Source organism: Vibrio splendidus 12E03 (genome assembly GCF_000272105.2).
Taxonomy (GTDB): Bacteria; Pseudomonadota; Gammaproteobacteria; order Enterobacterales; family Vibrionaceae; genus Vibrio; species Vibrio splendidus_I.
In genome coordinates this window covers 21353-47372 of the sequence record NZ_AJZD02000309.1, presented here as the reverse complement: position 1 = coordinate 47372, position 26020 = coordinate 21353, and the positions used below count along the sequence as shown (strand labels likewise).

Here is a 26020-nt window from a genome sequence, read left to right as displayed (position 1 = left end):
TTAGTTCCATTGAATTACGCAACAAAGCCGTTTCCGAGTGTAAAAAATCGTATTGATGCAATTGTTGTTTGCTTAGCTCGCCTTCGGACTTGTAGGTGGAAGAAAGTCTAAAAACATAGCAAATACTCCAAATCCTAGAAGGATAATCCCCCACCCCCAAAAAAAGGTTTCACTTGAGAAATCTATTCCGTACTTAACGACCGTTGACGATACAATAACTACGGCACTACCAATAGAGTAGAAAATACCAGAAATGAGCTGAATTAATAGTAGAAAAACTTTAAAATTTGGAGCCTCTAGCAACCTTGCTTTAATTAATAAGAATGCCAGCATTGGAATAAGATAGAAGAAAGCAAAATACAAGCCATTAAAAGAGCTAAAAAAATTAATACCGAATTCGACTATCGTATTTTTAAATGTTCCATCGCTCTCTACTCCAAACAACAAAAGGCCAAATAGAATCAGAGGACCAAGAATAAGTGATATAATAAAGTTAAAAAACTCTTGCCTATAAACGGAGCCTGAAGATATATAAGCCCAACATTTTTTCAACACAACTAACGTACCTTTTATTATAAAAACCAGTAATTTACCACGAAACACTACTCAGTAGGTAGATGAATTACATATGACGTTTCCAGCATATAAACTGCGCCAGCGTGTTATTACTTTTTAATAATGCGTGTTATCCGAGATGGAGAGTCACACACATAGATTCTGTAGAATATTTAATCCAACTTACAGTGGGACAAAACGAGTTAGCCCCTAATGACTCACCGACGTTGAAAACAGGTTAATGATCACCACACCTGCCAAAATCAAAGCGATGCCGATGATCGCGAAGATATCGAGCTTTTGCCCGTAGACTAGCCAAGACAAAGCTGCGACGAGCACGATACCTGCCCCACACCAAATCGCATACGCCACACCTAAAGACATGGTTTGCACTGTGAGAGACAACAGATAAAAGGCACAGCCGTAGCTAGCCAATACCGCGACAGTGGCCGGTAAAGAAGTAAATTGTTGCGTTTTAGGTAATAGAGAAGTCGCGACAACTTCAAGCACGATGGCAAGTGATAGCATCACTGGAGGTGGAAGAGATAAAAGCATGTTTGAGTCTACAACGAGAAAATAGGCGGAAAGCTTACGTCCCATTTGTTTCTAATAAATGTCTTACCTACATAGTTCCTGTTTACAGTGTCCTTAGATTTTCTGAGTAACTAACCCTCCTTTCGGAACTCTTCTGAATACACCCATTATTACAAATACGTAATAATCATTTTCTATTTAAGGGGATTATCAAAACATGCACTCGCACCTATACTAGCTCCAACAAAACGAGAGAGCGGAAACAATTAAGCTCAACTACTCTTAACGGGTTGAAGCTAATTGCACAGTTATCCGCTGTACTGACATATATAGGAAGCATCCAATGACAATCGAAATTAAACCTGGTCAAACTCATATCAAATCAAAAGCAATGGTTGCATGGGCAGCTGGCGAGCCACTAAAAATGGAAGAAGTTGATGTACAACTTCCTAAAGCTGGTGAGGTTCTAGTTCGCATCGTTGCTACTGGTGTTTGTCACACTGACGCATTCACATTATCAGGTGACGATCCAGAAGGTATCTTCCCTTCTATTCTTGGTCACGAAGGTGGCGGTATCGTTGAGATGATCGGTGAAGGCGTTACCAGTGTTGAAGTTGGCGATCACGTAATCCCACTTTACACAGCAGAATGTGGCGAATGTAAGTTCTGTAAATCTGGTAAAACTAACCTGTGCCAAGCGGTTCGTGAAACGCAAGGTAAAGGCCTAATGCCAGACGGTACAAGCCGCTTCTCTATCAATGGCGAAACAATTTTCCATTACATGGGTTGCTCTACTTTCTCTGAGTACACAGTACTTCCAGAAATCTCTCTAGCGAAAGTAAGCAAAGAAGCACCACTTGAAGAAGTTTGTCTTCTAGGTTGTGGTGTAACAACAGGTATGGGCGCTGTACTAAATACAGCTAAAGTTGAAAAAGGCGACAACGTTGCTGTATTCGGCCTAGGCGGTATCGGCCTTTCTGCAATCATTGGTGCTCGCATGGCTGGTGCTGACCGCATCATCGGTGTTGATATCAACGAGAGTAAATTCGAGCTAGCAAAACAGCTTGGCGCGACTGACTGCATCAACCCAACTAAATTCGACAAGCCAATCCAAGACGTTATCGTTGAGATGACAGACGGCGGTGTTGAGTACTCTTTCGAGTGTATCGGTAACGTAAACGTGATGCGTCAAGCACTTGAGTGCTGCCACAAAGGTTGGGGCGAATCAGTAATCATTGGTGTTGCGGGTGCAGGTCAAGAGATCGCAACTCGTCCATTCCAACTAGTGACTGGTCGTGTATGGCGTGGTTCTGCTTTCGGTGGTGTTAAAGGCCGCTCTGAGCTTCCAGAAATCGTAAACCGTTACATGGCGGGTGAGTTTGGTCTTCAAGAGTTCATCACTCACACTATGGGTCTGCAAGACGTAAACGAAGCATTCGACCTAATGCACAAAGGTGAATCTATCCGTACTGTTCTACACATGGATAAATAATACCAATCGTAGTAAATAACTGGTCATTCTAGCTTGTTAAAACGCTCGATAACGGCGTTAGAAATTTTGATTGTAGAATAACTACTTATCGAAAAATTCTGCCTTGTTCTCAAGCATTTTTCCTGCGCTATTTATGACCATCTACTTACTGTGATTGGTATAACACCTCTTGGTCTCGGCACTTAGGTGTCGAGGCCAAAGTTATAAATGAAAAGCAACAAACTGTCTTCACCACCTCCTGCCCGGTGGGTGGTGAAACTTTAAATAACATAGACAAGTTACTCCCCAAAACCATCAACCTAACGGAGCACAATAGATGACAATCGAAAACATTAGCCAAGCAAAGGTTGCTGGTGGTTGGCACAAACAATACACCCACTTTTCTGCAACGCTTGACTGCAACATGCGTTTTGCGATTTTCTTGCCACCTAACGCAAGCAAAGAAAACCCAGTTCCTGTTTTGTATTGGTTATCAGGCTTAACCTGTACTGATGAAAACTTCATGCAAAAAGCCGGCGCGTTCAAAGCTGCGGCTGAGCAAGGCATCGCTATTGTTGCCCCAGATACAAGCCCGCGCGGCGAAGGCGTTGCAGACAATGAAAATTACGATCTCGGCCAAGGTGCAGGCTTCTATGTGAATGCCACTCAAGCACCATGGGACAGCCATTACCACATGTACGATTACGTGGTAACAGAGCTTCCAGCATTGATTGAATCTTTCTTCCCTGTGACTTCGGTGAAATCGATTTCTGGTCACAGCATGGGCGGACACGGTGCCCTAACGATTGGTATCAAAAACGAAGATAGCTACCGTTCTATCTCTGCATTCAGCCCAATCACCAACCCAATGCAATGCCCTTGGGGACAAAAAGCATTCAACCAATATCTAGGCTTAGATATTGAAGAGTGGAAACACTACGATGCCTCTGAGCTTCTAAAAACCAAAGGCACCAAGCTGCCAATGTTGGTTGACCAAGGTGAAGCCGATAACTTCCTGATTGAGCAGCTAAAGCCTGAGCAATTGGTAGAAGCGGCTAAGGTAACAAATGCCGATTTAGAGCTACGTATGCAGCCAGGTTACGACCATAGCTACTTCTTCATCTCTAGCTTTATTGATGAGCACATTGAGTTCCACGCGGCTTACTTAAACAAGTAGCCAGATGAATTTAGCCCGCACCTTGTAAACGCAAGGTGAACCTTTTTTATGCCTGTTCATTACTCGCACAGATCAATGTAAACCAAGGGTTGTGAACAGTGTGTCAATTCATTCAAACTTCCTAACAGACAGGTATCTCCTTCACTTATTCATACTCTTACAATCAGCAAATCAAACCTGTTATTATAGCAACCTTCAACATCACCTATTTTGAAGGTTGCTATGAAAGCAATTAAGACTCTTTTCTTCCTAATGGTTTTATTAAGCGGTCTATTTACCGCTTGGCTGTTTATCCCGATTCCAGCGACCATGGACAAACAAACGCTCGACGTTCCATTAACGGAACCATTCAAGCTTGTGGCGTATCGCAGCAATCCGAATGACGCGAGCAAGCCGCTGACTTACCACTACTATGTGATTTCTGATGTGGTTGGCGTGGACGACATGGACCCGTTTTTGATTACCACAGACCAGTTCGTGAAGCTTGGCGAATTCGACGAGAACACGTTCAATTTAACGGTTAACGGTAAGATCGAGAGCTACACCAACGATTTGTGGATCAAAAAATCTGACGGCAAGCTTCAGCACTGGTACGTAAGTGTTGATGCAAACTATATTCGTTAGTGTAAACCTTAGATAAGATTTATCTTCAGACTGCGCTTTGGCTTCCAAGCGCAGTTTTTGTTTCAAGCCGCCCGCTTTACACTCTCCCTCACTTTTTACCCACGACTGCCGTACTCTAAAAATGCTACAAGCAGAGCAGGTTTTATAAGCCCTTAAGATACGATAAGCTCCACCTATGCTCGACTCCCAATAAATCAAAAATAATAAAGGATCACCCGTGGAATTTACGCTCGACAAATTTAACGGCATCATCATTGACCCAGCAACAGCCCCTCACGATGCTGCCTCATTCAATGCCGAACTTAGCCAGATCACCGAATTTTCAAAGCAGAATAACAAAGGCATTATTTGGATTAGTTTGCCTATTTCGCTCTCGCACCTTATTCCGGTGGCGACTGAGCTTGGCTTCGTGTTTCACAACTGTCTAGAAGACGAGATTACGCTGATTCATAAATCCGAGATTGTAGAATTTGTGCCTTTCATTCCGACCCACACCTTGGGCGCTGGCGCGTTGATCACCAACGAACACAACCAAGTGCTGATGATTAAAGAACACGGCATGACAGGCTACAAATTACCTGGCGGCCACATTGAACTTGGCGAGGGTATTGAAGAGTCTGTGGTTCGAGAAACATTAGAAGAGACAGGCATCGAAGCCACGTTCGTTTCAGTGGTTGGCATGGCGACAAGGCACCCGTATCAATTTGGTAAATCAAACCTCTACTTTATTTGTCACCTTATCGCTCAAACTCAAGATATCGCGATTCAAGACACCGATGAAATTGCAGAAGCTAAATGGATTGACGTTGAAGAGTATATTAACAACCCTGACAGCTACCCATTTAACCGCCAATTAGTCGGTTCTCTGATAGGGAAGCAAGGCTTGGAACTCATTCAGCTAGAAGACAACTATGGCCCTGTCCACAAGCCAGAGATCTTCTTTTCACAAAGCTAGAACGATTCAGATATAAAAACGCCCAACTCAAATGAATTGGGCGTTTTGGTTTTGCTTTCACTTTTTATTTTTCTTGATTAAGCCGACTGCGTTGTTAGTTATTCTTCACTCCCTCAACTATCTAACACTTAAAGCTAATCCGTCTTAGAACAAACCTGTATTAGAAGAAGCCCAGCGGATTCGTATCGTAGCTGATCAACAGGTTCTTCGTATTTTGGTAGTGATCGAGCATCATCTTATGTGTCTCACGGCCAATGCCCGATTTCTTGTAACCACCAAACGCGGCATGTGCTGGGTACGCGTGGTAACAGTTCACCCAAATACGCCCCGCTTCAATGTTGCGCCCCATGCGATACGCTAGGTTTGCATCACGCGTCCAAACGCCAGCACCCAAGCCATACTCGGTATCATTAGCGATCTCTAGTGCTTCTGCTTCGTCTTTAAACGTCGTTACTGCGATAACTGGGCCGAAGATCTCTTCTTGGAACACACGCATCTTGTTGTGCCCTTCCAGCATGGTTGGCTGAATGTAGTAACCGTTGCCGAGATCATCTGGTTGCTGCGCGATTTCACCACCTGTTAGCACTTTCGCACCTTCTTGACGACCGATTTCTAGGTAGCTCAAGATCTTATCGAACTGCTCTTTAGAAGCTTGTGCACCAACCTGAGTATCGGTATCTAACGGGTTACCTTGTTTAATGGTTTGAGCACGCTCAACTACCTTGGCGATGAACTTGTCGTAGACCGATTCATGAATCAACACACGTGATGGACAGGTACACACTTCACCTTGGTTGAAGAACGCAAGCAGCATGCCTTCGACACACTTATCAAGGTATTCATCTTCATGGTTAAAGATATCTGGGAAGTAGATGTTTGGAGACTTACCGCCAAGTTCAACCGTTGATGGAATCAAGCTTTCTGCGGCACATTTCAGGATGTGGTGGCCGACTTCTGTTGAGCCAGTAAACGCCAACTTCGCCAAACGATCACTGGTTGCTAATGCTTGACCTGCTTCGCTACCAAAACCATTCACAATGTTGACTACGCCTGCAGGCAAAAGATCGGCGATCTTTTCCATCATCACTAAGATCGATGTCGGTGTTTGCTCGGCGGGTTTCATCACCACACAACATCCTGCTGCCAGTGCCGGTGCTAGTTTCCAAGCCGCCATTAAAATCGGGAAGTTCCAAGGAATGATCTGCCCTACGACACCAATCGGTTCAGGGAAGTGGTAGCTTGCTGTGTTTGAATCTAACTCTGCTGCACTGCCTTCTTGCGCTCGAATACAACCTGCAAAATAGCGAAAGTGGTCAACAACCAAAGGAATATCTGCCGCTAGCGTTTCACGAACTGGCTTGCCGTTTTCCCACGTTTCAGCAACTGCAATTTCTTCTAGGTTCGCTTCAATACGATCGGCAATTTTGAGCAGGATGTTCGAACGTTCAGTAACGCTCGTCGCAGCCCAACTAGCACGAGCGGCATGCGCTGCATCGAGTGCCAAGCTGATATCCGCCTCGGTTGAGCGTGCCACTTGGCAATACATCTGACCATTCACTGGGGAAGTGTTATCAAAATACTCGCCGCTAACAGGCTTCACCCACTCGCCACCGATAAAGTTATCGTATTGCGCTTTAAAGTTAACCACTGCGTTATCACTACCCGGCTGTGCGTAAATCATAGTTAGATCCTTCTTTGATTTTTAGTCGTTGTTTATTCTTTATTAAGCTTATGTTGTCGAGCTAGCATGGCGACTTCCCTTGAGAACAGATCTCGTGAGAAGAAAGCTCGTAAGAAGAGAGCCACCATGTTTATGCTTTCTGTTTAAAACACTGATACTTCGTGTTTTCTTCACAACAGTAACAACGCAAATCACACGCCAGAACTTCAAAACTTGTTGTTAATAAATTGTAAAACTATGATTACCAAACGTTTACAACCCAAAGTGAGTTGGCATTGAACGGCCGTATGGAAACCACTCCAGTGTTCAACTGTTCCAAATTGGTACACCCTCACTGTTACGACATGGAACAGTCATGCACCTTCAACAAGCAAACACCTCAGATTGGCTTTCGTCTTCTTGGCACCGCAGCACAGAAGCAGGTCTAAAACAGAGACGACTTCCCGAAGACATTCGCCTGCCACAATCGATACTTAAACAGCGACGTCATCAATCGTCTGACTTGATTAACATCGTCGAACGTAATGCTCTACCTCTGTTTAATCAGATGTTTGCACGCACTGACAGTCGTTTGATTCTGACGGATATTGAGGGTGTAATTCTGGCAAGTTGGGGACAGGAGCGGTTTAAAGAGAAACTGACGTCAATTGCACTCAGCTCTGGGGCATGTTGGCAGGAACAACTGAAAGGCACTAACGCGATTGGCACCGCCATTGTTGAAGCCAAGCCCGTATCCATCATTGGCGAACAGCACTTCATCCACCAGCACCGATTTATCAGTTGCTCAGCAAGCCCTGTGTTCGACCATCAAGGTCAAATGGTTGGCATATTGGACATCACCAGCGAGCAGCAACAACACGACAGCTCAGTGCAATTACTGGTTCAAAATATGGTTCAGCTTGTTGAGAACCAGCTACTGAGTCACATCCCGCAAGGTACCACTCGTATTGACCTCGCGTGTGAGAAATCACTACTGCACAGTGGTTGGCAAGGGATAGTGATAGCCAATGAAGCTGGTGAGGTAGTGGCGCACAATCAAGTTGCCTCTCAGCTGCTGGATCAAACCTCAATCGTCGGCGAGTGCATCGACACTCTCTTCAACCGAACCTCATTAGACACGCCCTTTGTGTTTGAGAAACAGCATCTCAAACGAACTACTACCAAGCGTATGCGTTCCATTTCAGCATCGTGCGATTTGCACCATGGCGAACAACAGATAGAACACGCTTGGCAGCAAGCTAATAAAGTTATCGATAAAGGGGTCAGCCTGTTAATCCTAGGTGAAACGGGCGTTGGAAAAGGCGAATTTGTTAAGGCACTGCACAAGCAAAGCCAGCGTAAATCTTCACCCTTAGTAGCAGTAAATTGCGGTGCACTACCGAAAGATCTTATCGAATCAGAACTGTTTGGCTACGCGCCGGGCGCTTTTACTGGCGCCAGTCACAAAGGTTTCCAAGGCAAGATCCGCCAGGCAGATAAAGGGATCTTATTTCTAGATGAGATAGCCGACATGCCTTTGGAAGCTCAATGCCGATTACTGCATGTTCTGCAAGACAAATCCGTGGTGCCAGTAGGTTCAAATCAGAGTTACCAAGTCGATTGTCAGATCATCGCTGCCACGCATAAAAACCTAGAACAGTTAGTCGCAACCGGAGAGTTTCGACAAGATCTCTTTTACCGCCTGAATGGCTTGGCCTTTACTCTGCCAAGTTTGCAACACCGACAAGACAAGCATGCCTTAATCGAGCACATTCATCGTAAATACGCAGAAGTCGAACAGACAATCTGCCCGAACTTAATGACTTTGCTGTGCGCCTATTCTTGGCCGGGCAACATACGTGAATTAGACAATTTACTTAAGGTCGCCGCCCTACTCGCCAGTGACGAAGCAATACTCACGCTAGAACATGTACCTAGCCATCTTGCTCAACACCTCACGTCATTAGCGCAAGATGATCATCATAAGTTCATCACAACCAATGCTATCGAAGGTAGGCCAAAGTCCGATTTAAGAAGTACCGTTGAAGAAACCTTGCTACAAACCTATCAAGCTAACCAAGGTAATATAAGCAAGACATCGCGGATACTTGGCATCAGCCGTAATACCATTTATCGAAAGCTGAAAAGCTTGGGGATTCTTCAGTAATCACCACTGACGATCTGCGACTGCCCTGCGTTATCAATAAATAAAATTCACTTCCAGTGAGACATTTTGCCCTCTGATTCGTAATGCTTCAAAACAATCGAGGGCTCAGATGAAAACAATCAACATAGTGTGGCTAAAGCGAGATTTAAGACTCACCGACCACGCACCTTTACTACATGCTTTATCTGATAAACACCCAACGATATTGCTCTACATTTTCGAACCCATGCTGTTAAACAATGCCCACTATTCTGAGCGACATTGGCGATTTGTTTGGCAGTCACTCCAGTGTATGAACCTGTCATTGAAAGAATACGGGCATCAGGTTTCAGTACTCCATGGTAACGCTATCGACTGCTTCGAAGCGGTCCAATCTCGTTACCACATCCAAAATGTATTCTCCCATCAAGAGGTAGGCTTAAATTGTACTTTCGATCGTGACAAGCAAATCTCTGAATGGTTTCAAGAACACAACATCCATTGGCAAGAGTCCGCTCAGGGTGCTGTCGTGAGAGGGTCAAAAGACCGAATCGGTTGGGACAAGCACTGGAACAGTGTCATGCGCACGCCCATAGCAAAAAGTCAGTTGACCACGGAATCACTGTATACCCTCGATACTGAAGAGCTTAAGTTAGCTATGGAACCTCCAGAAGCATGGTTAACCAAAGGTAACGGCATACAAACGGGCGGAAGTGCACTGGCATGGGCAACGTTACACGACTTCTTTGAGCGCCGTGGTCGAGATTACTACCGCAGTATCTCAAGCCCAGAAGCCTCGCGACATGCCTGTACACGTCTATCTCCATATTTAGCTTGGGGCAACATATCGCTGCGTGAGGTTTATCAACACCTATTGGAACACTGGCAAGTTGCAGGGTTTCGTCGCAGCCTAATTGCCCTTTCTTCAAGGCTTCACTGGCACTGTCATTTCATGCAGAAGTTTGAATCGGAATGCGAGATGGAATTTCGCTGTATCAATAACGCCTACGAAGCACTATTACAAAAAGAAACGATAAAAGATCCAGCACGTTTGAAGGCATGGAAGATGGGGGTAACGGGCGTGCCATTGGTCGATGCCTGTATGCGCTGCTTGCATCACACGGGTTATATTAATTTCCGCATGCGCTCTATGTTGGTGAGCTTTCTCACGCATCATATGAATATGGACTGGCGTGATGGTGTCACTCACTTAGCTCAACTGTTCCTCGATTTTGAACCCGGTATTCATTACCCGCAGTTTCAAATGCAAGCAGGGGTAACAGGGATAAACACTATCCGAATTTACAATCCGACCAAGCAAGCGCAAGAGCACGATTCAAAAGGAGACTTCATCCGAAAATGGGTGCCAGAGCTTTCAGACATTCCTACCCCACTTCTGTTTGAACCATGGAAGATGACACCCATGGAGGTGATGATGCATGATTTCGAACCTAACTCACCCTACTTAGATCCAGTCGTCGATCTTGAAGCTAGCGCTAAAGAGGCACGAGTGCGTTTATGGTCATGGAGAAAGCTGACGGAAGTGAAACAAGAACGAAGCCGTATTTTGGCTCGCCATGTCAGGCCGTCGAAAAAGAAGCCTAATCAGAATCCAACTCCACAAGTTGATTGAGCACTTCTTTGTCCAACACTGGATGGTGTTTGCTCGCTAAGATCAACACAATATCGACCGAAGGCAACGGCGGCATATCATCAAGAATTTTCAAATCTGAAGTCACGCTCAGCTTACCTATCGCGCCAATGGCTAATCCGGCTTTAACGATCGCACGTTGTGCAGAAGCCGTATTGCTACACGCCAACAACTGATAAGGCGTGCCTTGCTTGGTTAAACCATTCACTGCCGCAGCGTGATACTTACAATCGGTCTGAAACAAGGCTAATGGGACGGGTTTAGACTCATCAAACACATAATCAGGGCTGCTTATCCATACTCCGGTATCGTGAGTCAGCCAGTAACCCTCTTCACTATCGGGCGCTCTAGTGACAATCGCGGCATCTAAACGACCATCATCCAGCCACTCTCTGAGCGTAGTGCTGGGCAGGCTAAATACTTGAATAGAACAGGTAGGCTCTGCTTGCTGTAACAGGCGAATCACTTTCGGCAGAATAGTATCGTTGTAGTCTTCAGGGCAGCCGAGTCGCAGAGGTTGTTTGTCTTCGTAACGCTTTACTTGCTTGAGGGCTGTATTGTGGAGCGCGACCAACTGTTCGGCATGAGAACGCAGCGCCAAACCTGCTTCAGTGAGTATTAAATTACGTCCTTCTTTTTGGAAAAGAGTCACGTTGAGCTCTTCTTCCAACTTACGCATCTGCGCACTGAATGCCGATTGGGTGCGATTTATCTGTTTCGCTGCACGTGTGAAACTACTGGTTTCTACGAACGCGAGAAAACCTCGCAAAGCATCAATATCCATATTGAAATCACCACCCATCGTTTTTATTAATGTATTGCATCAAAATTATCCGTTAGTGCGCCGCAATACAATCCCCTAAGCTCAAATGCATACTCACTAAACGCAAGGAAGCAACGATGCAGCTTTATATTGGAAACCAGAACTACTCAACTTGGTCACTGCGTGCATGGCTAATATTCGACAACTACAACCTCAATGCAGAAGTCATCAAACTCAAGCTATTCACCTCTGATTTTTACGACACTCTGGCGAAAGTGACGCCAACGGCTAAGGTTCCAACCCTAGTTGATGGTGACGTTGCAGTGTGGGATTCATTGGCCATTCTCGAATACGTTAACGACGCCCACTTGAACGGCGCAGCATGGCCCAGTTCAGTGAAAGAACGCGCCCATGCCCGAGCAATTTCCGCAGAAATGCACTCTGGATTTTTTGCCATCAGAAATGAAATGCCGATGAACTGCCGCGCGCAACGAAAGCTCACACTCAGTGAAGAAGCACTAAAAGACATCGCTCGTATTGATGCAATATGGTCAGCACAAATGGAACAATACCCTGAAGGATGGTTGTTTGGTGAATGGTCGATTGCCGATGCGATGTTTGCACCTGTGGCGTTGCGTGTAGAAACTTATGGAATAGAGCTTTCAGAAAAAGCAAAACAATACCAGCAACGCGTACTCAACAGCCCATCAATACAAAAATGGTTAACAGAGGCAAGCTTAGAAACCGATGTAGTTGAAGAAGATGAGGCGGGTGAGCCAGTATAAAATACAAGACACCCTTCCAAGGCTCACTAGTCTGTGAGCTTTTATCTAAACCTTATTAATTTGGTCGATTGTGATCGCCTAATCACAATGTGCAGATGTGATTGTTTATATTCAAAGAAATTCAAATAGTTAAGATAAACATCATGTTACGAGCAACGATCGCATTACTCAGTATTACTAGCTTCGCCGTATCTGCCAACGCCCATCTTCCCTCTGGAGAAGACTGGATCAATCATGCTTCTGAAGGGCTGGCACCTTACTGGCTAATGCCTAGTGCTCAGGGAGAACCGATAGGCAACTTCCCGACATTTCGTTGTGATGACGGTACCTTGCTCGATGTTTCTGATGTGTGTCCTGAATTAGACAGAGGCTGGATCACTCCCCACTTCGGCAAAGAGTTTACGCGCATGAAATCACGTCAAACTTATGCCTATGGCGTGCTCTACCACCTTACCGGAGACAAGCAGGCTTTAGCGCTTGCCAAACAAGGCGCCTACTACCTCATTGATCAACTAGAAGATAAGCAAAATGGTGGCTTTATTGGCTACATAAAAGAGGGCAAAGCAGGTCAGAATTGGCAGCAACGTACCTCTCAAGATCAAGCGTATGCGTTGGTTGGACTCGCGATGTATTACTACCTAACCCAAGACAAAAAGGTAGAAGAAGCACTCATCGCCCAACAAGCTTTTATCTTTGATAAGTATCGACTTAGCGACAACAGTGGTCTTGCTTGGGTACTTGCCGACGGTGAAGATGGAAAAGCCACACGACGTGAATTGGTCGCGCAACTTGATCAAATTAACGGTTACATGCTGTTAGTCGCCCCTTTGCTGAAAGAGCCCACAAAATCAAAATGGCTTGATGACCTAAATTGGCTAACACAAGCTATGATCGACCACTATCACTCTGAAGATGAACAACGCTTCTACGGTGCCATTCACAGCAAAGCAGCCAAGATGCCGAATGCCAATCACAACGATTTTGGACACACCATCAAAGCGTATTGGATGACTTATCTTACGGGCCAAGCATTGGATAATTCCGAATGGAAAGAGTTTGGCATCACAGGGATGAAGCACACCTTAGCCCAAGCTCAATATCAGAAAGAGTTCGTCAGCATATCTCAATACTTTGGCGAAGAACTTCAACAAGCGTGGAAAGGACAAGAGATCACTGGATGGCAAAGCAGGCCCAACACAAACTGGGCTTCATCATGGGAGTGGGCAGAGCTCGACCAAGCTGCGATGACGGTATCGCTGGTCGATGGTTCAATGAAAGATGTCCTGCAATACACACTACCGACCTTTCATGATGTATGGGTCGACCACAAATACGGCGGCGTAGGGCTTGAACCTAAACGCACCAAAGCTTTCCATTGGGGCAATGGTTATCATCAATTTGAACATGCTTTGATTGGCTATTTATATGCTCGACAAGAGGAAGGTAAGCCCGCTGTACTTCACTACGCAAGGCCAACCAATAGCGAGATGCCAATGGAACCGTATTACTATCAAGGCGATGTGGTGGAGTTGGAGAACACTGGAGATGGTACGCAGACAGTCAGTTTCAATAACATTCGACCTTAGCGTTAGTTGTTTGCTCTGAATGAACTTGAGATGCAGGATAATGGACAAGGTCAAAGAACTAACACAATAGTGATGTCGCAGACCAAACAAAAGCCGCTGTTGATCAGCGGCTTTCTTGATGGAGATAAGCGGAGGTTAGTCGTCCAACCCTTTAATTGGGTTCATCGAGTGATAAACGGTGTTCACGTCACCAGTCATCGACAATGAACTCAAGTCATCAATGAAGAAACGGCTGGTCATTGTGTGCTTACCGCCATTGATAAAGATTTCGATCACTGACTTATCGACATAAACTTCGATGGTTTGCTTGGTGCTCAACCTCGGTGCTTTTCTCACTGAGCCAAACTCTTCCGCGTAAAGTTGAGACATCTGACTGCGATCAAGCATGAACTCCGTTTCTGTAGCACTGAACACGATGTTATCGCCCGCAGCGTTAGCAAGCGTTAACTCAAACTCGTCCGTTTCCGTTTCAAGCTGAACCATGAAGCTGGTTGTACCCAGTACAAGAACGCTCTCAACCGTAACCGCTTCGCCTTGCAGCGCTTTCAATTCAGGTAGAGCCGACTGCACCAGATAGCCATCTTGGATGTGAAGCTCGCGTGGTAGCGACAACATGCCCGCCCACTGATGCTCATTAGATGGTGTATCAATCTCAGGCAGACCAATCCAAGCAATCAGAATGCGGCGACCTTTATCATCTAAGTAAGTCTGTGGTGCATAGAAATCGAAGCCATAATCTGGCTGCGCAATATCTTGATGGTTTTCCAGTTCTACCGAATCTAGATTTAGGCTGTCACCGACAATATAAGCCACCGAGTAAATGTTTTTGAAATCGTATGGGTTTTCGCTAGACACACCTTGTGGAGAAAACAACATCACCGACTGATTGTCTATTTCAAAGAAATCTGGGCATTCCCACATATAGCCAAGATCGTTGTAACGAGTTTGAATTGGACCTTTATGCTGCCAATTGATCAGGTCTCGGCTGCGATATAGCGCCATTGAGCCAGTCTCTAGAGGCGTTTGAGCACCCACAACCATCAGATAATCGTCGCCCTGTTTCCACACTTTTGGGTCGCGGAAATGTTCGGTGTAGTGATCGTTTTCGATAACCACGCCGTGCTTTTCTATTTTGCCGTCGACAGACATCTTGGCAAAACATTGAGTTGGCACTCGCAACCAATTTTCATCACGCTTGTTGCCCGTAAAGAACAACAATGCATTGTCGTTTTCAACCAATGCACCACCAGAGTAAACACCGTGAGAGTCGTAATCTTGGTCTGGGTGCAAGCCAATGCCGAGGTCTTCGAAATGAACGAAGTCTTTGGTAGAAAGGTGGTACCAGTACTTCATACCATGGACTGGGCCAACTGGCGTCCATTGGTAAAATAGGTGGTGTTCACCATTAAAAAAACACAGACCATTCGGGTCATTAAGCAGACCAAACTTAGGCGCAATATGGTAGCTCGGATATCCAGCATCTTGTTTGCGAAGCTTTACCATCGCATCAATGCTGTCTTGTGAAATCTCTTCTATACGACGATATCTTTGCTCTACCGTCCAGTTCGAGTTCAAACTCATACACTCTCCTCGACGGCATTCGTATTTGAAGAGTCTTTTTGAATAAACTGAGTTAGAGCCTCTTGCGTTGGAAGTGCAGTCATCGCACCTTTTTGCGTGGTTGCCAATGCACCACAGCCATTTGCCCACTGGATTGCAGAGTCAACGACTTGTTGATTATTCCACTCTTCATGTTGAGAAAGCTTTGCAAGTAAGCCGCCAACAAAAGCATCGCCTGCGCCTGTAGTATCCACTGGCGTCACTGAGCGACCTGAAATCAACACACCTTGGTTTTCAAATACTCGCCAAACCCCTTTCGCGCCCTGCGTAACCAAAACAAGCGTGTTGTTAAGATCTGCAATGTTAGCCAAACCTTGTTCCACCGAAGTTGAATCGGTTAAGAAATCCAGTTCTTCTTCTGAGAATTTAACCACATCAGCCAATTCAACCGCTTTCATGACCACAGACTTAATTTCAGATGGGTTTTGCCACACTTCATCACGAAGGTTTGGATCGAAGCTGATGTAACCGCCCGCGGCTTTCATACGTCGGATCGCTTCGAAGGTACTGCTTCGGCTTGGTTCATTAGCCAAAGAGATTGAGCAGACGTGTAGCCACTCGTTTTTCTTAAATTCGGGAATGTCTTCAACAGACATAAACTGGTCGGCACTTGGCTTAACCATAAACGTAAAACTGCGCTCGCCTTGGTCATCAAGATCAACCACCACGGTTGATGTGCGTTGTTCAGGGTCCTTCACCAAACGCTCGGTATCCACACCTTCCTTTTGCAGAGTCACTTCCATAAAAGTGCCAAACGGATCGTTACCCACTCGGCCGAAAAATGCGCTTTTGCCTAAAAGGCGAGAAATCGCTACCGCGACATTGGCAGGAGCACCGCCCGGACATTTCAATAATGTCGCGTCAGTCTCCGGAATGAGGTCGACGACGGCGTCTCCAGTTACCCAAACTTGATTCATCTTTCTTACCTTAAAACTGAAAATCATGACAACCGAAAGCGATAGCAATCGAAAGCAGTAGCAACCGAAAGCAAGGTGACACTTCACGCTGTCATATGAAAATATAAAAAAGGCTAGCTAAGCCAAATCACCTAGCTAGCACCCCAAAGCTTAGGAAATGAAGTGAAAAGGGGGGCTTCACTTCTAGGGAGAAACGTTAAGCTGTTGCTTTAATGTTTTGCTTGCTGCGCTCACGCAGACCTAAAACAACGGTCAGAGCAAAGGCAGTCACGAACGCGATAATCATACCTACCACGTAGTAGCCAATTTTTTCTGGTGATATTGAGATGATGCCAGGAATACCCGCCGCACCCAGTGCTTGTGCTTTCACATTGAACATCGTGATAAACGCGCTTGAAACCGCAGCTGCACAAACCGCAGCAATGAATGGGTAGCGAAGCTTCAAGTTCACGCCGAACATTGCAGGTTCAGTAATACCAAGCAAGCCAGTCACACCAGAAGGAATCGCGATACCTTTCATTTTCTTATCTTTACTCATGAAACCAACCGCCAGTGCCGCTGCACCTTGTGACACGTTAGACATCGCCGCGATAGGGAAGATGAACGTACCGCCAGTCGTTGCGATATCCGCAAGCAGCTGAGTTTCAATAGCAATAAAGCTATGGTGCATACCAGTAATAACGAACGGCGCATAAATCAAACCAAACACCGCACCACCAATAAAGCCAGCGCTATTGTATAGCCAGTTAAGACCGTCACCCAGTAAGAAGCCGATGTCACGTGTAAATGGCCCCACAACCGTGAATGTCAGTAAGCCAGTCACGAAAATAGCCAGTAGCGGCGTTAGCAAGTTATCCAGAACCGAAGGAATAACTTTACGTAGGCCAAGCTCAACTTTCGCTAGAATAAAAGCAGAAACAAGAACGGGTAGTACTGAACCTTGATAGCCCACTTTCTCGATTTCGAAACCTAAAATGTTCCAAACTGGAATACTGCCCGAAACCGATGCGCCACCGAAGCCCCAGCCGTTAAGCAAGTCTGGGTGAACCATCAACATACCTAAAGCCGCGCCAAGGTATGGGTTACCACCAAACTTCTTACTCGCTGAAAATGCTAATAAAATAGGTAAGTACACAAAAGGAGCATTAGCAAATGTATTGATCATGTTTGCTAAGTCGGTCAACCCCGGATTAGCGTCGATTAAAGATTTGCCATCAATGAATAAACCTTGAGCCGTCAATAGGTTGTAGATACCCATCAACAAACCACCAGCAACAATCGCCGGAATGATTGGTACAAAAATATCAGACAGGCCTTTCACTGCGCGTTGCAGAATATTTTGGTTGTCAGCACCTGCAGACGCCACATCGTTGGTCGACATTTCCGTCATTTCAGTCAGCTTAGCCAGCTCAGCATAAACTTGGTTTACGATGCCTGAGCCAAAGATGATCTGATATTGACCTGCCACTTTAAACTGGCCCTTAACCCCTTCTAGGTTATCAATCGCCTGTTCATCAATTTTATCTTGGTCTGCAACCGCAAGACGCAGACGAGTCGCGCAGTGTGCGAGTGCGGTGATATTACTTTTACCACCTAATAGAGAAAGCAGCTCTTTTGCTATTTTTGGATAATTCATTACATACCCCATTGGATTATCATTTGAGCTTTTGAATTTTCGGGAACGTTTGCAAAACAAATCTTTGCCTAGAAATAACAAATGATCAAAGATAACTGCTCAATAGTGTGAGAATGATCTTCAAATTATCTCCCTAGGATAAGAATACAGGGTTAAAATCCCCTAGTAACAGGTAAATTTGATGCTCTGTTTGCAAACAATCCCAAAACCAAAATTACAATTGGATAATGAATAATGGCTAGTCTTCATGATGTCGCTCGTCTCGCTGGAGTTTCCAAGTCGACGGTTTCTAGAGTAATCAACGATGAGTATGGCGTAAAAGACGCGACCAAGGTGAAGGTGCGTAAAGCGGTCGAAGAGTGTGGCTATCTCCCAAACCAAGTCGCTAAAGACTTGAAATCTCAGAAAACCAATCTCGTTGGTGTGATTGTCCCTAGGGTTTCTTCCCACGCTACCTCTCAAGGTGTCGACGGTTTAACCGCAGTCTTAGAGCAAGCGGGCAAGCATGTTTTATTAGCGAGCACACACCAAACACACCACAAAGAACTTGAATATATTCAGATATTTAACCAAAAGCGCGTTGAAGGCATCATCCTGTACGCGACCCACCTCGACAACCAATTGGTCAAAGCGATTCAAAGCTCTGCTGTGCCGGTGGTATTGGTGGGTCAAGACGGGTCAATGTTTAACATCCCAAGTATTGTGCACGACGACACTCGCGTAGGGTTTGAAGCGGGTAATCGCCTCATAGCGAAAGCTTGTAAACATATGGGATTCATCGGTGTGCAAGGTGATGATATTGCGGTTGATAAGATGAGATCGGAAGGCTTCGCTCAATCGCTTCAATTTAACGACCTCACACTGCAATTTCACGCCCGTGGCGACTTCACCATAGAGTCAGGTTACCAACTGGCTAAACAGTCTCTAAAAGAGCACACCAAGCTCGATGGCCTGTTCTGCGCAACTGACCGTATCGCAATCGGTGCGATCAGAGCAATTCAAGAAGCGGGCCTCGTTCCAGGAAAGGATGTCTTGGTACTCGGCGTGGGTGATGATGAACTTGCTTCAGTATGCACACCAACGCTGTCTACGTTTAACTATGCGTTTGATAAAGCGGGAGAAAATGGAGCCAAACTGTTGCTCGACCGTATTGAGAAAAAAGGCTTTGAAATGAGTAAAATGGTGCTGACCTTCACCACTATTGACCGAGAGTCTTGCTAGCGATTTATTTCAGAGATCAGGTTATCCCAAGATAAAAAATGCCAACCTTCGAGTTGAAACGATAAGGTTGGCATTTGGTGATGCGACTATCACATCATGAGTAACACTCTCTATCTCAACGATATATCAAGCAATTAGAACCAAGTTTCCATCTGCAGTGCAAACAGAACCTCGCCGCCCTCTCCCATCGTTGCAGCATCTGCTTCAGTGCTGATCGAGTAACCATTCAGGTCTTCACTCCAATCTACATAGCTTACAGCGAAACGCAGTTCTGGTCGGTCAAAAAAACCAGTGCTGGTTGAAAGCTTCAGTGTTGGTGCAACTGTCGCTTTGTAGAAACCTCCGCTCGCTTGCTCTGTCGAGTTGTCTAAATCCATGTACTGCAATGAACCTTCGTAAACCATCTCAAAGTTTTCTGAGAACTCTTGAGCTAATCGAACGTTTAAAGAAGCCCATGTGAACTCGTCATTCTTCTTCAGACGGTCTTGGCTATGCTCTGCCATCAATGCAGGCGCTAAACGCCAGTTGTCGCCAATACGAGTGACGCCGTAGCTAAACAGGCGAACGGCTTTTGCGTCATCCAGCAGGTCACCATTGGAACCGATGCCTTTTAGCTCTGCACCTAGGCCGCTACCCACTAACATGCCCGTTTTAGAGAAGCCTTCGCTCAGACCAAAGAAGTTATCTCCATGGTACGCAAACATTGCGTGTACACCGCTTTCAGCTGCGCCATTTAAGCGGCTATCGTTGTCTGATGAGGTCATGCCGCTCAACATCACTTGCCATTGGCCAATACGGTTATTCATGGTTGCAATGTAGTTTTCTACATCTGTTGATGAGCTATCAATCTCACCAAAATCTCGGCCATAAATAGAAAAATTCGCTTTCCAGTTGTCGCTCATCTGAACATCGTAAACGCCCGCACCAGTACCTGATAAGAAGACAATATCCGAATCGAAAAAGTGAATATCAAAGTTGTCGCGATCGAATCGTTTACCCGCCCAAAACGTTGCTTCAGAAAACGCTTCGGATTCAGAGAACATGCTCAGACCGTTCAGTTCTGAATACACTTGTCGTACATTCAACTGGCTTTCACTGGCTGTCCATTCGTTATTTGTTTCAGTACTGTCGGCTAACATGATACGAAACAAGGCACTAGAGCCATCATCCGCAAAGCGCTTATGAATCAAGTTCGCTTCAACGTAATGATCATCTTCCACACCAAGTCGTCCAACTGGTGCACCAATCGCACCCGCCGCTGTCATGTAAGGACCAGTACCTGTCGCGCCGTTTAGGTCGTCGTTGATCAATAACCCAGAGCGTGCATAGCCGTGAAACTCAAACGAAGAAGCCTTTTCATTGGCTTCGGTAGAAACCTGCTCCGTTTGTGCAACTCTTTGTTCTAATTCATTAATACGTTGCTCTAATGCTGCAACGTCTTCACTTGCTAATACCGATGTAGTCATTAGCCCCATTGTTACAGCAACCGCTAAAGTGTGTAGTTTCATTCTTATGTTCTCACGTTAATTGTTTGGATTGTTTGCAAACGTTCCCAAAATAATTCGTAAGCACATTTCGGCTTATACTTTTGATGTACAAGCTCTATATCGAAGAAAAAATAGAAATCAGTCGTGTTGATTACTTCACTTTTGTATCTGGATGGATGATAGATCGATACTTTCGGGAACGTTACCGAAAATGCATAATTCTGATAACTTTGTCACAAGTGAAATTGATTAATGGGCGAAAAATAGTGTATCGCGCACATTAGATCTCTCAGAAAATAGAGACAAAATCCAGTACGATAAATAAGAAATGCGCTAAAAATGCAACGGGTTGGCTATAAAAATTAATGCCTGAGAAGCGGTTTTTCAGGCTTTAAAAGGCGTTCGTTGGTAACAATAGGTCGTTTTTCGAAAAGTGTATGACACTAACTAACGTGACAGTTTTAGAAAAGTAAAGCGTTTAAAAGACTACTTTCTCTTCCCTTGCTCCACCAACTTTTCATTCCATGCTGTATTGCCGTCACGCTTAGTCACGTCATACTCTGAACAGAACTGAGAGATGGTCATGTTGTTGTCGCCAGTCGCCAATTTCAACGCCAACTGGACTTGTTGAAGTTTGCTTTGCAGACGCAGAATCTGACCAGCATTTGGGCTCTTCTCTTTGGCATACTTTAAGGCTGCATGCTTACGCTCGGCCGCGCCCGCTCGGCGATCGGCTTCTGATAACAGATACTTGAGTTGAGCAACACTCTTGCCTTTCTTGAAGGCAGGATCAAGCAACTCAACGCATTCATCAAACGATGGATCGATAACGTAGGGGTCAACTTTATGAGCTTGTTGGCGCATCCATTCGAGTGCGAGTTTTTCATCTGACATAATTACATCTTTACCAAAGAAACAGCCTTATATGGTATCGCTCAATAGCAAACCGCTGCAATAACAAATTGAGTGACTTTACGCCTTTTTACACTGTGCCGATTGACTAATTTAACAATCACAGCTCCAATAGTTGGCTTTAACGCATCACAAACAGCTCTTCGTGGTAGTGCTTTTCAATATCAAATTGATAGGTGTCTAATTCTTTTTTCAGTGATGTAGAGAACAACTCCGGCCCGCAGAAATACATCTCGTATTCGTTGAGGTCGCCACATTGATTGACAATTCTTCCGGCGTTCAGTTGAGGTGAATGTAAGGTGTCTATCACGGTCAACTTCACACCAACCGCGTGTGCAAGGTGCCACAACTCATCGATTAATTGCTTATCAACACCGCGAGTACAATAAAACAGTTCAATACGAGGATGATCTCGTTCTGTTTTGAGCGCTTCAAGTGTTGCAAAAAACGACGCTATCCCGACACCACCAGCAATCCAAATTTGTGGCTTGCTTAGGTCAAAATCAAGTCGACCATAGGGTCCTTCAACCGTAACCGCATCGCCCGCTTTCATTCGTTCATATAGGCCATTAGTAAAATCACCCAGCTCTTTGATCAAAAAGCGTAGCTCTGAGTCTTTACTGCCAGAAACAATGGTAAACGGATGCGGGTCTTCATTACCGAAACGCAAGTACGCAAACTGCCCTGCTTTGTGGCCTCGCCATGATGTACTTGGCTTTAACACTAACTCCATCACTTCTGCTTTTGGAAAGTAGCGAGTGGATACAACGGAAGTAGAATGCAGATTACGACGCCCAACCAAACCCAACAAACTGTAAATCGCTGCAATAGACCCAACTAAAGCAAATGCCACCGTTAGGTAATAAATAGGCTGTCCCCAATAGGCATGTTTGAGCAGTATTACCGAGTGAAAAGCGATAAACAGGTACGCGACCGACATCAGGCGATGTGACAATTTGAACGGTTTGTATTTCATTGCCGCCCATAGTGACGCCACAAGTAGAACGAGTAATAAGTAAAAACCCCACTCGCCGATGCTTTGCGCAATACCGCGCAGTTCATTGACCCACAATTCCCAGCCAGTCAGCACCGCTTGTGTCCCTGAACCATCGTGTCGAACAGGCTTATCGAATACGCCAGACGTCACCAGTGACTTAGGGATTTGGTACCACAACCAGTGTGTGACACCCAGCGCCACACCACCGATACCGAGCCATTTATGCACTCGATAGGCTTTATCCATACCCTTGATCCAATTCTCAACCATAGGCAAACGCATCGCCAAGATCATGGTGATGGACATTAACATCAGAGACAACATACCCGAGTACTGAATCATGGCAGAGCGCCATTCAAAGACATTGTTTGAAGCGAAAAGTTGCGGTTCCATCGCAAACCAAAAGGCTGACATTGTGGCAATCATTGCCCAGATGATATTGCGGACTGTTTTCATTTTTTAACACTCATAAAGACGACATCATTACTTTAGCTTGCGTGATGTAAAGGGACGTCAACATACGTAAATCTATGCAAAGGCACACGCTCAGCTGATCGTTAGAGGGGGCTTCCGCGTAAATATCATCTGGTTAGTGAACAAGTCGTCGACAACAAAAATGAGAAGAAGAAAAGATATGAAGGATATGACCCTTTCTAAACAAGATATCCAAACAATGGACCCGCGCCACCGCATTCGTTTAGTTAATTCCTTGTCTGGATTTAAAAGCGCCAACCTAATTGGCACTTGTGATAAGCAGGGGTTTGAAAACCTTGCGATAGTAAGCTCTGTCATTCACCTAGGGTCTGATCCGGCACTGCTTGGTTTTATTGTTCGCCCAGATAAAAGCCGCCGTCATACGCTAGAAAACATTCTAGAAACAAAGTACTTCACCGTTAACAGCATTGGTGCTGACTTTGTTAAAAAGGCCCATCAAACCTCGGCTCGCTACCCTAAACCAGTCTCAGAATTCAACGCGGTCGGCTTAACGGCCTATTATGACGACAAATTCCCCGCTCCCTTCGTCTTGGAGAGCAGTTTAAAGATAGGGTTAGCGTTCAAAGAACAGATCACAATCGAAAGCAATCAAACGCAAATGTTGATCGGTGAAGTTATAACGATTCACGCACCCAAACGCGCCGTGATGCCGGATGGCTACCTTGATTTAGAAGCGTTGGATTTGGTCACGGTATCAGGGCTTGATAGCTACCACGTAACTCAAAGACTGCACCGATTAAGCTATGCAAAACCACAACAGCCACTCTTTCCACTCACTCGCGAAGGTAACCCAACCTCATGGGAAGCGTTCGAACTTAATCTAGACTAATTTTGTTCGGCAATTTGCTATCAAAAGTGCTAACGTCCTTTAATTCCAAGAGATGCATCTCGCTGAGCACCCCATTCATTCTTACGTCTGTTTCCAAGGACCCTTTTGAAGTTAACTCACTTTAAATACAAAACGCGCGAAGGCCCAGACTACCGGCACGGCGACCAGGTGTCTTTTATGGACATCAAACAGACCTTCGGTATGGGCAGCATTCGTGTGGGGGCTTGGGTCACGAAAGAAGAAAAAGAGTTGGCCGCAAATCTGATATTCGACTCGCTAGCCGACTTGGCTTACATCTTGGCTTTGCCACCAGAGGCAATTGGCCTTCGTGGCACATTAGGCTTAGCGTTTGGCAGTGGTGGCAGAAAAGGCGTACAAGCACACTACGCCCCAAACCAGAGAGAATTAGCCCTCGCCAAGAACGCTGGAGCTGGCGCGCTCGCACACGAGTTTTGGCATGCGTTTGACCACTATATCGCAGAGAAAGCGTTTGAAATCGGCGATACCTCTGGCCCTCGCAAGCAGATCCTGTTCGCCAGCGACTGTTGGTTGCACGATAGAAAGGTGCGACCTCATCCATTAAACGAAAGTTTGATGTCTCTGTTTGATGCCACACTGCTTAGCGACAATAACTTGGACAAACACGATTATGTGGCGCGAAGTGTTATTGCCGACAAAGCGATGTCTGCCCGTTACTTCTCACTACCCACAGAGATGATGGCGCGCGCTTTTGAATCCGTGATTGAATCGTGTTCCGATATCAAGAACGCTTATCTAGTGGATGGCACAACCAAGCCTGATATGTACCCCGTGTATCCTGATATGGCGCATCGCAAACAGATATACCAAGCCCTGCAAGGTTACTTCGCACCATTAGGGCGATCTTTGAGTAAATAACATTTTGAGTCAGTAACTCTCTGCATATTTACAATGAATGACATGTACCATAAGTTGATCATGTGTAACCTCTGATATAACATGTACAACAAGCGGAACATGTAGAATAGTTAATTCATGAATGATTAACTATTCTGTGTATATAGAAAGATTAAACATATCCAAAAACAACAGGGTAAATAAGTGATGAATATTGTTTCTTTTACTGAGGCCAGAAATAGCCTTAAGTCTGTGCTCGATAGAGTGGTAGACGATTCTGATGTTACGGTAATAACCAGACGAGATTCAGAAGATGCAGTTGTCATGTCTCTTGATCATTTTAATTCAATGCAAGAAACCTTGTACCTAATGAGCTCGCCTAAAAACGCTGAAAGATTGGCTGAATCCATTGCTCAACTCGAAGCCGGAAATACAACCGTTCGAGAATTGAATAATGACGAATGATCGAAAAATTGTATTTACAGATAATGCTTGGGAAGATTACCTATACTGGCAAACCCAAGACAAGAAAACGCTCAAGAAACTAAATAAGTTGATCGAAGCCGCCAAAAGAATGCCCTTTGAAGGGATTGGAAAGCCGGAGCCACTAGTCGGCAACCTGTCTGGCTTTTGGTCAAGACGAATCGATGACAAGAATCGATTAGTGTATAAAGCAGATGACGATAACTTTTACATAATTGCTTGTCGTCACCACTATTAAAAGCAGTAAGCAGCACATAGAAAGGGCAGTGATGATCAGTTGGCCATCTTTGGTAAAACTCGACGGTGACGATGAGCTTATTTACGTCGCGTCCGAACAAGATTTTCAAGCGGAATGCTCAGAGATGATCTTAGGTGAAGATGATTACCTGATTGATTCCGTTGGCGACAGCTATTCGCTTCAATCGAGTTCTAACCAACTGTCTCTAGCTAAACGAGCCAACCAGTATTCGGTTGAAAGCGTGACCAAACTGATTCGAAATCACGAGTTCCAAAAAGCAGAAGTGTGCCTGATGAAGATCCACTTCCTGACGATTGAAGAAGCAATTCAATCTTTGGCGTTTGAGCCTCGTTAATATTGGTTATCAATTCGAAACCAATATTCGAATCAGAACAAACAAAA

General features: G+C 45.2%; 24 protein-coding genes. 14 read left to right on the top strand and 10 right to left on the bottom strand.

From position 1 onward, the window contains the following. Positions 1-72 precede the first annotated feature (72 nt). Positions 73-555 (bottom strand): hypothetical protein, encoded by a 483-nt coding sequence (locus A142_RS19510; protein ID WP_019821303.1) that lies wholly within the window; start codon positions 553-555, stop codon positions 73-75. 210 nt (positions 556-765) lie between these two features. Beyond that, positions 766-1110 carry a DMT family transporter gene (locus tag A142_RS19505; RefSeq protein ID WP_017095108.1) on the bottom strand — a complete coding sequence of 115 codons (345 nt, stop codon included), beginning with the start codon at positions 1108-1110 and terminating at the stop codon, positions 766-768. A gap of 322 nt (positions 1111-1432) precedes the next feature. Between A142_RS19505 and A142_RS19500 the strand changes: the two genes are divergently transcribed. The 4 genes from A142_RS19500 to A142_RS19485 all read left to right on the top strand — a co-directional run bounded on the left by A142_RS19500 (position 1433) and on the right by A142_RS19485 (position 5316). Then, positions 1433-2581: an S-(hydroxymethyl)glutathione dehydrogenase/class III alcohol dehydrogenase gene (locus tag A142_RS19500; protein WP_019821301.1), complete on the top strand. Its 1149-nt coding sequence runs from the start codon at positions 1433-1435 to the stop codon at positions 2579-2581. Between the two features lie 316 nt (positions 2582-2897). Further along, positions 2898-3737, top strand: coding sequence for an S-formylglutathione hydrolase (gene fghA, locus A142_RS19495; protein ID WP_019821300.1), 840 nt, complete (start codon positions 2898-2900; stop codon positions 3735-3737). A gap of 222 nt (positions 3738-3959) precedes the next feature. Next, positions 3960-4361: a hypothetical protein gene (locus tag A142_RS19490; protein WP_019821298.1), complete on the top strand. Its 402-nt coding sequence runs from the start codon at positions 3960-3962 to the stop codon at positions 4359-4361. A gap of 217 nt (positions 4362-4578) precedes the next feature. Further along, complete coding sequence (locus A142_RS19485) at positions 4579-5316, top strand: NUDIX domain-containing protein (protein WP_019821296.1); 738 nt, start codon at positions 4579-4581, stop codon at positions 5314-5316. 160 nt (positions 5317-5476) lie between these two features. On the opposite strand, the gene exaC is transcribed toward A142_RS19485, so the two are convergent. Beyond that, a complete protein-coding gene (exaC, locus tag A142_RS19480) occupies positions 5477-6997 on the bottom strand; it encodes an acetaldehyde dehydrogenase ExaC (RefSeq protein WP_019821295.1) in 1521 nt (506 codons plus the stop codon). 355 nt (positions 6998-7352) lie between these two features. On the opposite strand from exaC, the gene A142_RS19475 reads away from it, so the two are divergent. Both A142_RS19475 and A142_RS19470 read left to right on the top strand, forming a co-directional pair. Next, on the top strand, positions 7353-9143 hold the full coding sequence (locus A142_RS19475; protein WP_019821294.1) for a sigma-54-dependent Fis family transcriptional regulator: 1791 nt from the start codon (positions 7353-7355) through the stop codon (positions 9141-9143). A gap of 109 nt (positions 9144-9252) precedes the next feature. Further along, positions 9253-10755, top strand: a complete 1503-nt coding sequence (locus A142_RS19470; RefSeq protein ID WP_019821292.1) for a cryptochrome/deoxyribodipyrimidine photo-lyase family protein — start codon at positions 9253-9255, stop codon at positions 10753-10755. On the opposite strand, the gene A142_RS19465 is transcribed toward A142_RS19470, so the two are convergent. After that, positions 10724-11575 (bottom strand): LysR family transcriptional regulator, encoded by an 852-nt coding sequence (locus A142_RS19465; RefSeq protein ID WP_019821290.1) that lies wholly within the window; start codon positions 11573-11575, stop codon positions 10724-10726. The genes A142_RS19470 and A142_RS19465 overlap by 32 nt on opposite strands. 98 nt (positions 11576-11673) lie before the next feature. Here A142_RS19465 and A142_RS19460 point away from each other — a divergent pair, with 98 nt between their 5' ends. Together A142_RS19460 and A142_RS19455 are read left to right on the top strand one after the other, a co-directional pair. After that, a complete protein-coding gene (locus tag A142_RS19460; RefSeq protein WP_019821288.1) occupies positions 11674-12321 on the top strand; it encodes a glutathione S-transferase family protein in 648 nt (215 codons plus the stop codon). A 143-nt stretch (positions 12322-12464) separates the two neighbouring features. Beyond that, the gene (locus A142_RS19455) at positions 12465-13907 is read left to right on the top strand and encodes an N-acylglucosamine 2-epimerase (RefSeq protein WP_019821286.1); all 1443 of its coding nucleotides are present in this window, start codon (positions 12465-12467) and stop codon (positions 13905-13907) included. 135 nt (positions 13908-14042) lie between these two features. Here A142_RS19455 and A142_RS19450 read toward each other — a convergent pair whose 3' ends face one another. The 3 genes from A142_RS19450 to A142_RS19440 form a co-directional block, all read right to left on the bottom strand. Then, positions 14043-15488: a sucrose-6-phosphate hydrolase gene (locus tag A142_RS19450; protein WP_019821284.1), complete on the bottom strand. Its 1446-nt coding sequence runs from the start codon at positions 15486-15488 to the stop codon at positions 14043-14045. Next, on the bottom strand, positions 15485-16444 hold the full coding sequence (locus A142_RS19445) for an aminoimidazole riboside kinase (protein WP_019821282.1): 960 nt from the start codon (positions 16442-16444) through the stop codon (positions 15485-15487). The genes A142_RS19450 and A142_RS19445 overlap by 4 nt, the downstream gene beginning before the upstream one ends. A 196-nt stretch (positions 16445-16640) precedes the next feature. After that, positions 16641-18080, bottom strand: coding sequence for a sucrose-specific PTS transporter subunit IIBC (locus tag A142_RS19440; RefSeq protein WP_010432806.1), 1440 nt, complete (start codon positions 18078-18080; stop codon positions 16641-16643). A gap of 234 nt (positions 18081-18314) precedes the next feature. Between A142_RS19440 and A142_RS19435 the strand changes: the two genes are divergently transcribed. Beyond that, positions 18315-19301, top strand: a complete 987-nt coding sequence (locus A142_RS19435) for a LacI family DNA-binding transcriptional regulator (RefSeq protein WP_019821278.1) — start codon at positions 18315-18317, stop codon at positions 19299-19301. Between the two features lie 134 nt (positions 19302-19435). Here A142_RS19435 and A142_RS19430 read toward each other — a convergent pair whose 3' ends face one another. The 3 genes from A142_RS19430 to A142_RS19420 all read right to left on the bottom strand — a co-directional run bounded on the left by A142_RS19430 (position 19436) and on the right by A142_RS19420 (position 23153). Next, positions 19436-20809, bottom strand: a complete 1374-nt coding sequence (locus A142_RS19430; protein ID WP_019821277.1) for a carbohydrate porin — start codon at positions 20807-20809, stop codon at positions 19436-19438. A gap of 465 nt (positions 20810-21274) precedes the next feature. Next, on the bottom strand, positions 21275-21682 hold the full coding sequence (locus A142_RS19425; protein ID WP_017061620.1) for a hypothetical protein: 408 nt from the start codon (positions 21680-21682) through the stop codon (positions 21275-21277). A 139-nt stretch (positions 21683-21821) separates the two neighbouring features. Then, on the bottom strand, positions 21822-23153 hold the full coding sequence (locus tag A142_RS19420; protein WP_019821276.1) for a ferredoxin reductase family protein: 1332 nt from the start codon (positions 23151-23153) through the stop codon (positions 21822-21824). Positions 23154-23331: 178 nt separating this feature from the next. On the opposite strand from A142_RS19420, the gene A142_RS19415 reads away from it, so the two are divergent. From A142_RS19415 to A142_RS19395, 5 genes are all read left to right on the top strand, one after another. Beyond that, a complete protein-coding gene (locus tag A142_RS19415) occupies positions 23332-24021 on the top strand; it encodes a flavin reductase family protein (protein ID WP_019821275.1) in 690 nt (229 codons plus the stop codon). Between the two features lie 105 nt (positions 24022-24126). Next, on the top strand, positions 24127-24918 hold the full coding sequence (locus A142_RS19410) for a CLCA_X family protein (protein WP_019821274.1): 792 nt from the start codon (positions 24127-24129) through the stop codon (positions 24916-24918). A 186-nt stretch (positions 24919-25104) separates the two neighbouring features. After that, complete coding sequence (locus A142_RS19405) at positions 25105-25362, top strand: type II toxin-antitoxin system Phd/YefM family antitoxin (RefSeq protein ID WP_017061616.1); 258 nt, start codon at positions 25105-25107, stop codon at positions 25360-25362. Next, complete coding sequence (locus tag A142_RS19400) at positions 25352-25618, top strand: Txe/YoeB family addiction module toxin (protein ID WP_019821272.1); 267 nt, start codon at positions 25352-25354, stop codon at positions 25616-25618. Before A142_RS19405 ends, A142_RS19400 begins: the two co-directional genes overlap by 11 nt. Positions 25619-25649: 31 nt before the next feature. Beyond that, positions 25650-25973: a DUF4144 domain-containing protein gene (locus tag A142_RS19395; RefSeq protein ID WP_019821270.1), complete on the top strand. Its 324-nt coding sequence runs from the start codon at positions 25650-25652 to the stop codon at positions 25971-25973. The last annotated feature ends 47 nt before the right edge of the window (positions 25974-26020 follow it).

Coding starts and splice junctions, on each gene's coding strand:
- A142_RS19475 (WP_019821294.1), top strand. CDS start 7,353: ATGCACCTTCAACAAGCAAACACCTCAGATTGGCTTTCGTCTTCTTGG.
- A142_RS19490 (WP_019821298.1), top strand. CDS start 3,960: ATGAAAGCAATTAAGACTCTTTTCTTCCTAATGGTTTTATTAAGCGGT.
- A142_RS19405 (WP_017061616.1), top strand. CDS start 25,105: ATGAATATTGTTTCTTTTACTGAGGCCAGAAATAGCCTTAAGTCTGTG.
- A142_RS19470 (WP_019821292.1), top strand. CDS start 9,253: ATGAAAACAATCAACATAGTGTGGCTAAAGCGAGATTTAAGACTCACC.
- A142_RS19460 (WP_019821288.1), top strand. CDS start 11,674: ATGCAGCTTTATATTGGAAACCAGAACTACTCAACTTGGTCACTGCGT.
- A142_RS19420 (WP_019821276.1), bottom strand. CDS start 23,153: ATGAAAACAGTCCGCAATATCATCTGGGCAATGATTGCCACAATGTCA.
- A142_RS19445 (WP_019821282.1), bottom strand. CDS start 16,444: ATGAATCAAGTTTGGGTAACTGGAGACGCCGTCGTCGACCTCATTCCG.
- A142_RS19435 (WP_019821278.1), top strand. CDS start 18,315: ATGGCTAGTCTTCATGATGTCGCTCGTCTCGCTGGAGTTTCCAAGTCG.
- A142_RS19440 (WP_010432806.1), bottom strand. CDS start 18,080: ATGAATTATCCAAAAATAGCAAAAGAGCTGCTTTCTCTATTAGGTGGT.
- A142_RS19400 (WP_019821272.1), top strand. CDS start 25,352: ATGACGAATGATCGAAAAATTGTATTTACAGATAATGCTTGGGAAGAT.
- A142_RS19395 (WP_019821270.1), top strand. CDS start 25,650: ATGATCAGTTGGCCATCTTTGGTAAAACTCGACGGTGACGATGAGCTT.
- A142_RS19450 (WP_019821284.1), bottom strand. CDS start 15,488: ATGAGTTTGAACTCGAACTGGACGGTAGAGCAAAGATATCGTCGTATA.
- fghA (WP_019821300.1), top strand. CDS start 2,898: ATGACAATCGAAAACATTAGCCAAGCAAAGGTTGCTGGTGGTTGGCAC.
- A142_RS19465 (WP_019821290.1), bottom strand. CDS start 11,575: ATGGGTGGTGATTTCAATATGGATATTGATGCTTTGCGAGGTTTTCTC.
- A142_RS19505 (WP_017095108.1), bottom strand. CDS start 1,110: ATGCTTTTATCTCTTCCACCTCCAGTGATGCTATCACTTGCCATCGTG.
- A142_RS19425 (WP_017061620.1), bottom strand. CDS start 21,682: ATGTCAGATGAAAAACTCGCACTCGAATGGATGCGCCAACAAGCTCAT.
- A142_RS19500 (WP_019821301.1), top strand. CDS start 1,433: ATGACAATCGAAATTAAACCTGGTCAAACTCATATCAAATCAAAAGCA.
- exaC (WP_019821295.1), bottom strand. CDS start 6,997: ATGATTTACGCACAGCCGGGTAGTGATAACGCAGTGGTTAACTTTAAA.
- A142_RS19415 (WP_019821275.1), top strand. CDS start 23,332: ATGAAGGATATGACCCTTTCTAAACAAGATATCCAAACAATGGACCCG.
- A142_RS19430 (WP_019821277.1), bottom strand. CDS start 20,809: ATGAAACTACACACTTTAGCGGTTGCTGTAACAATGGGGCTAATGACT.
- A142_RS19455 (WP_019821286.1), top strand. CDS start 12,465: ATGTTACGAGCAACGATCGCATTACTCAGTATTACTAGCTTCGCCGTA.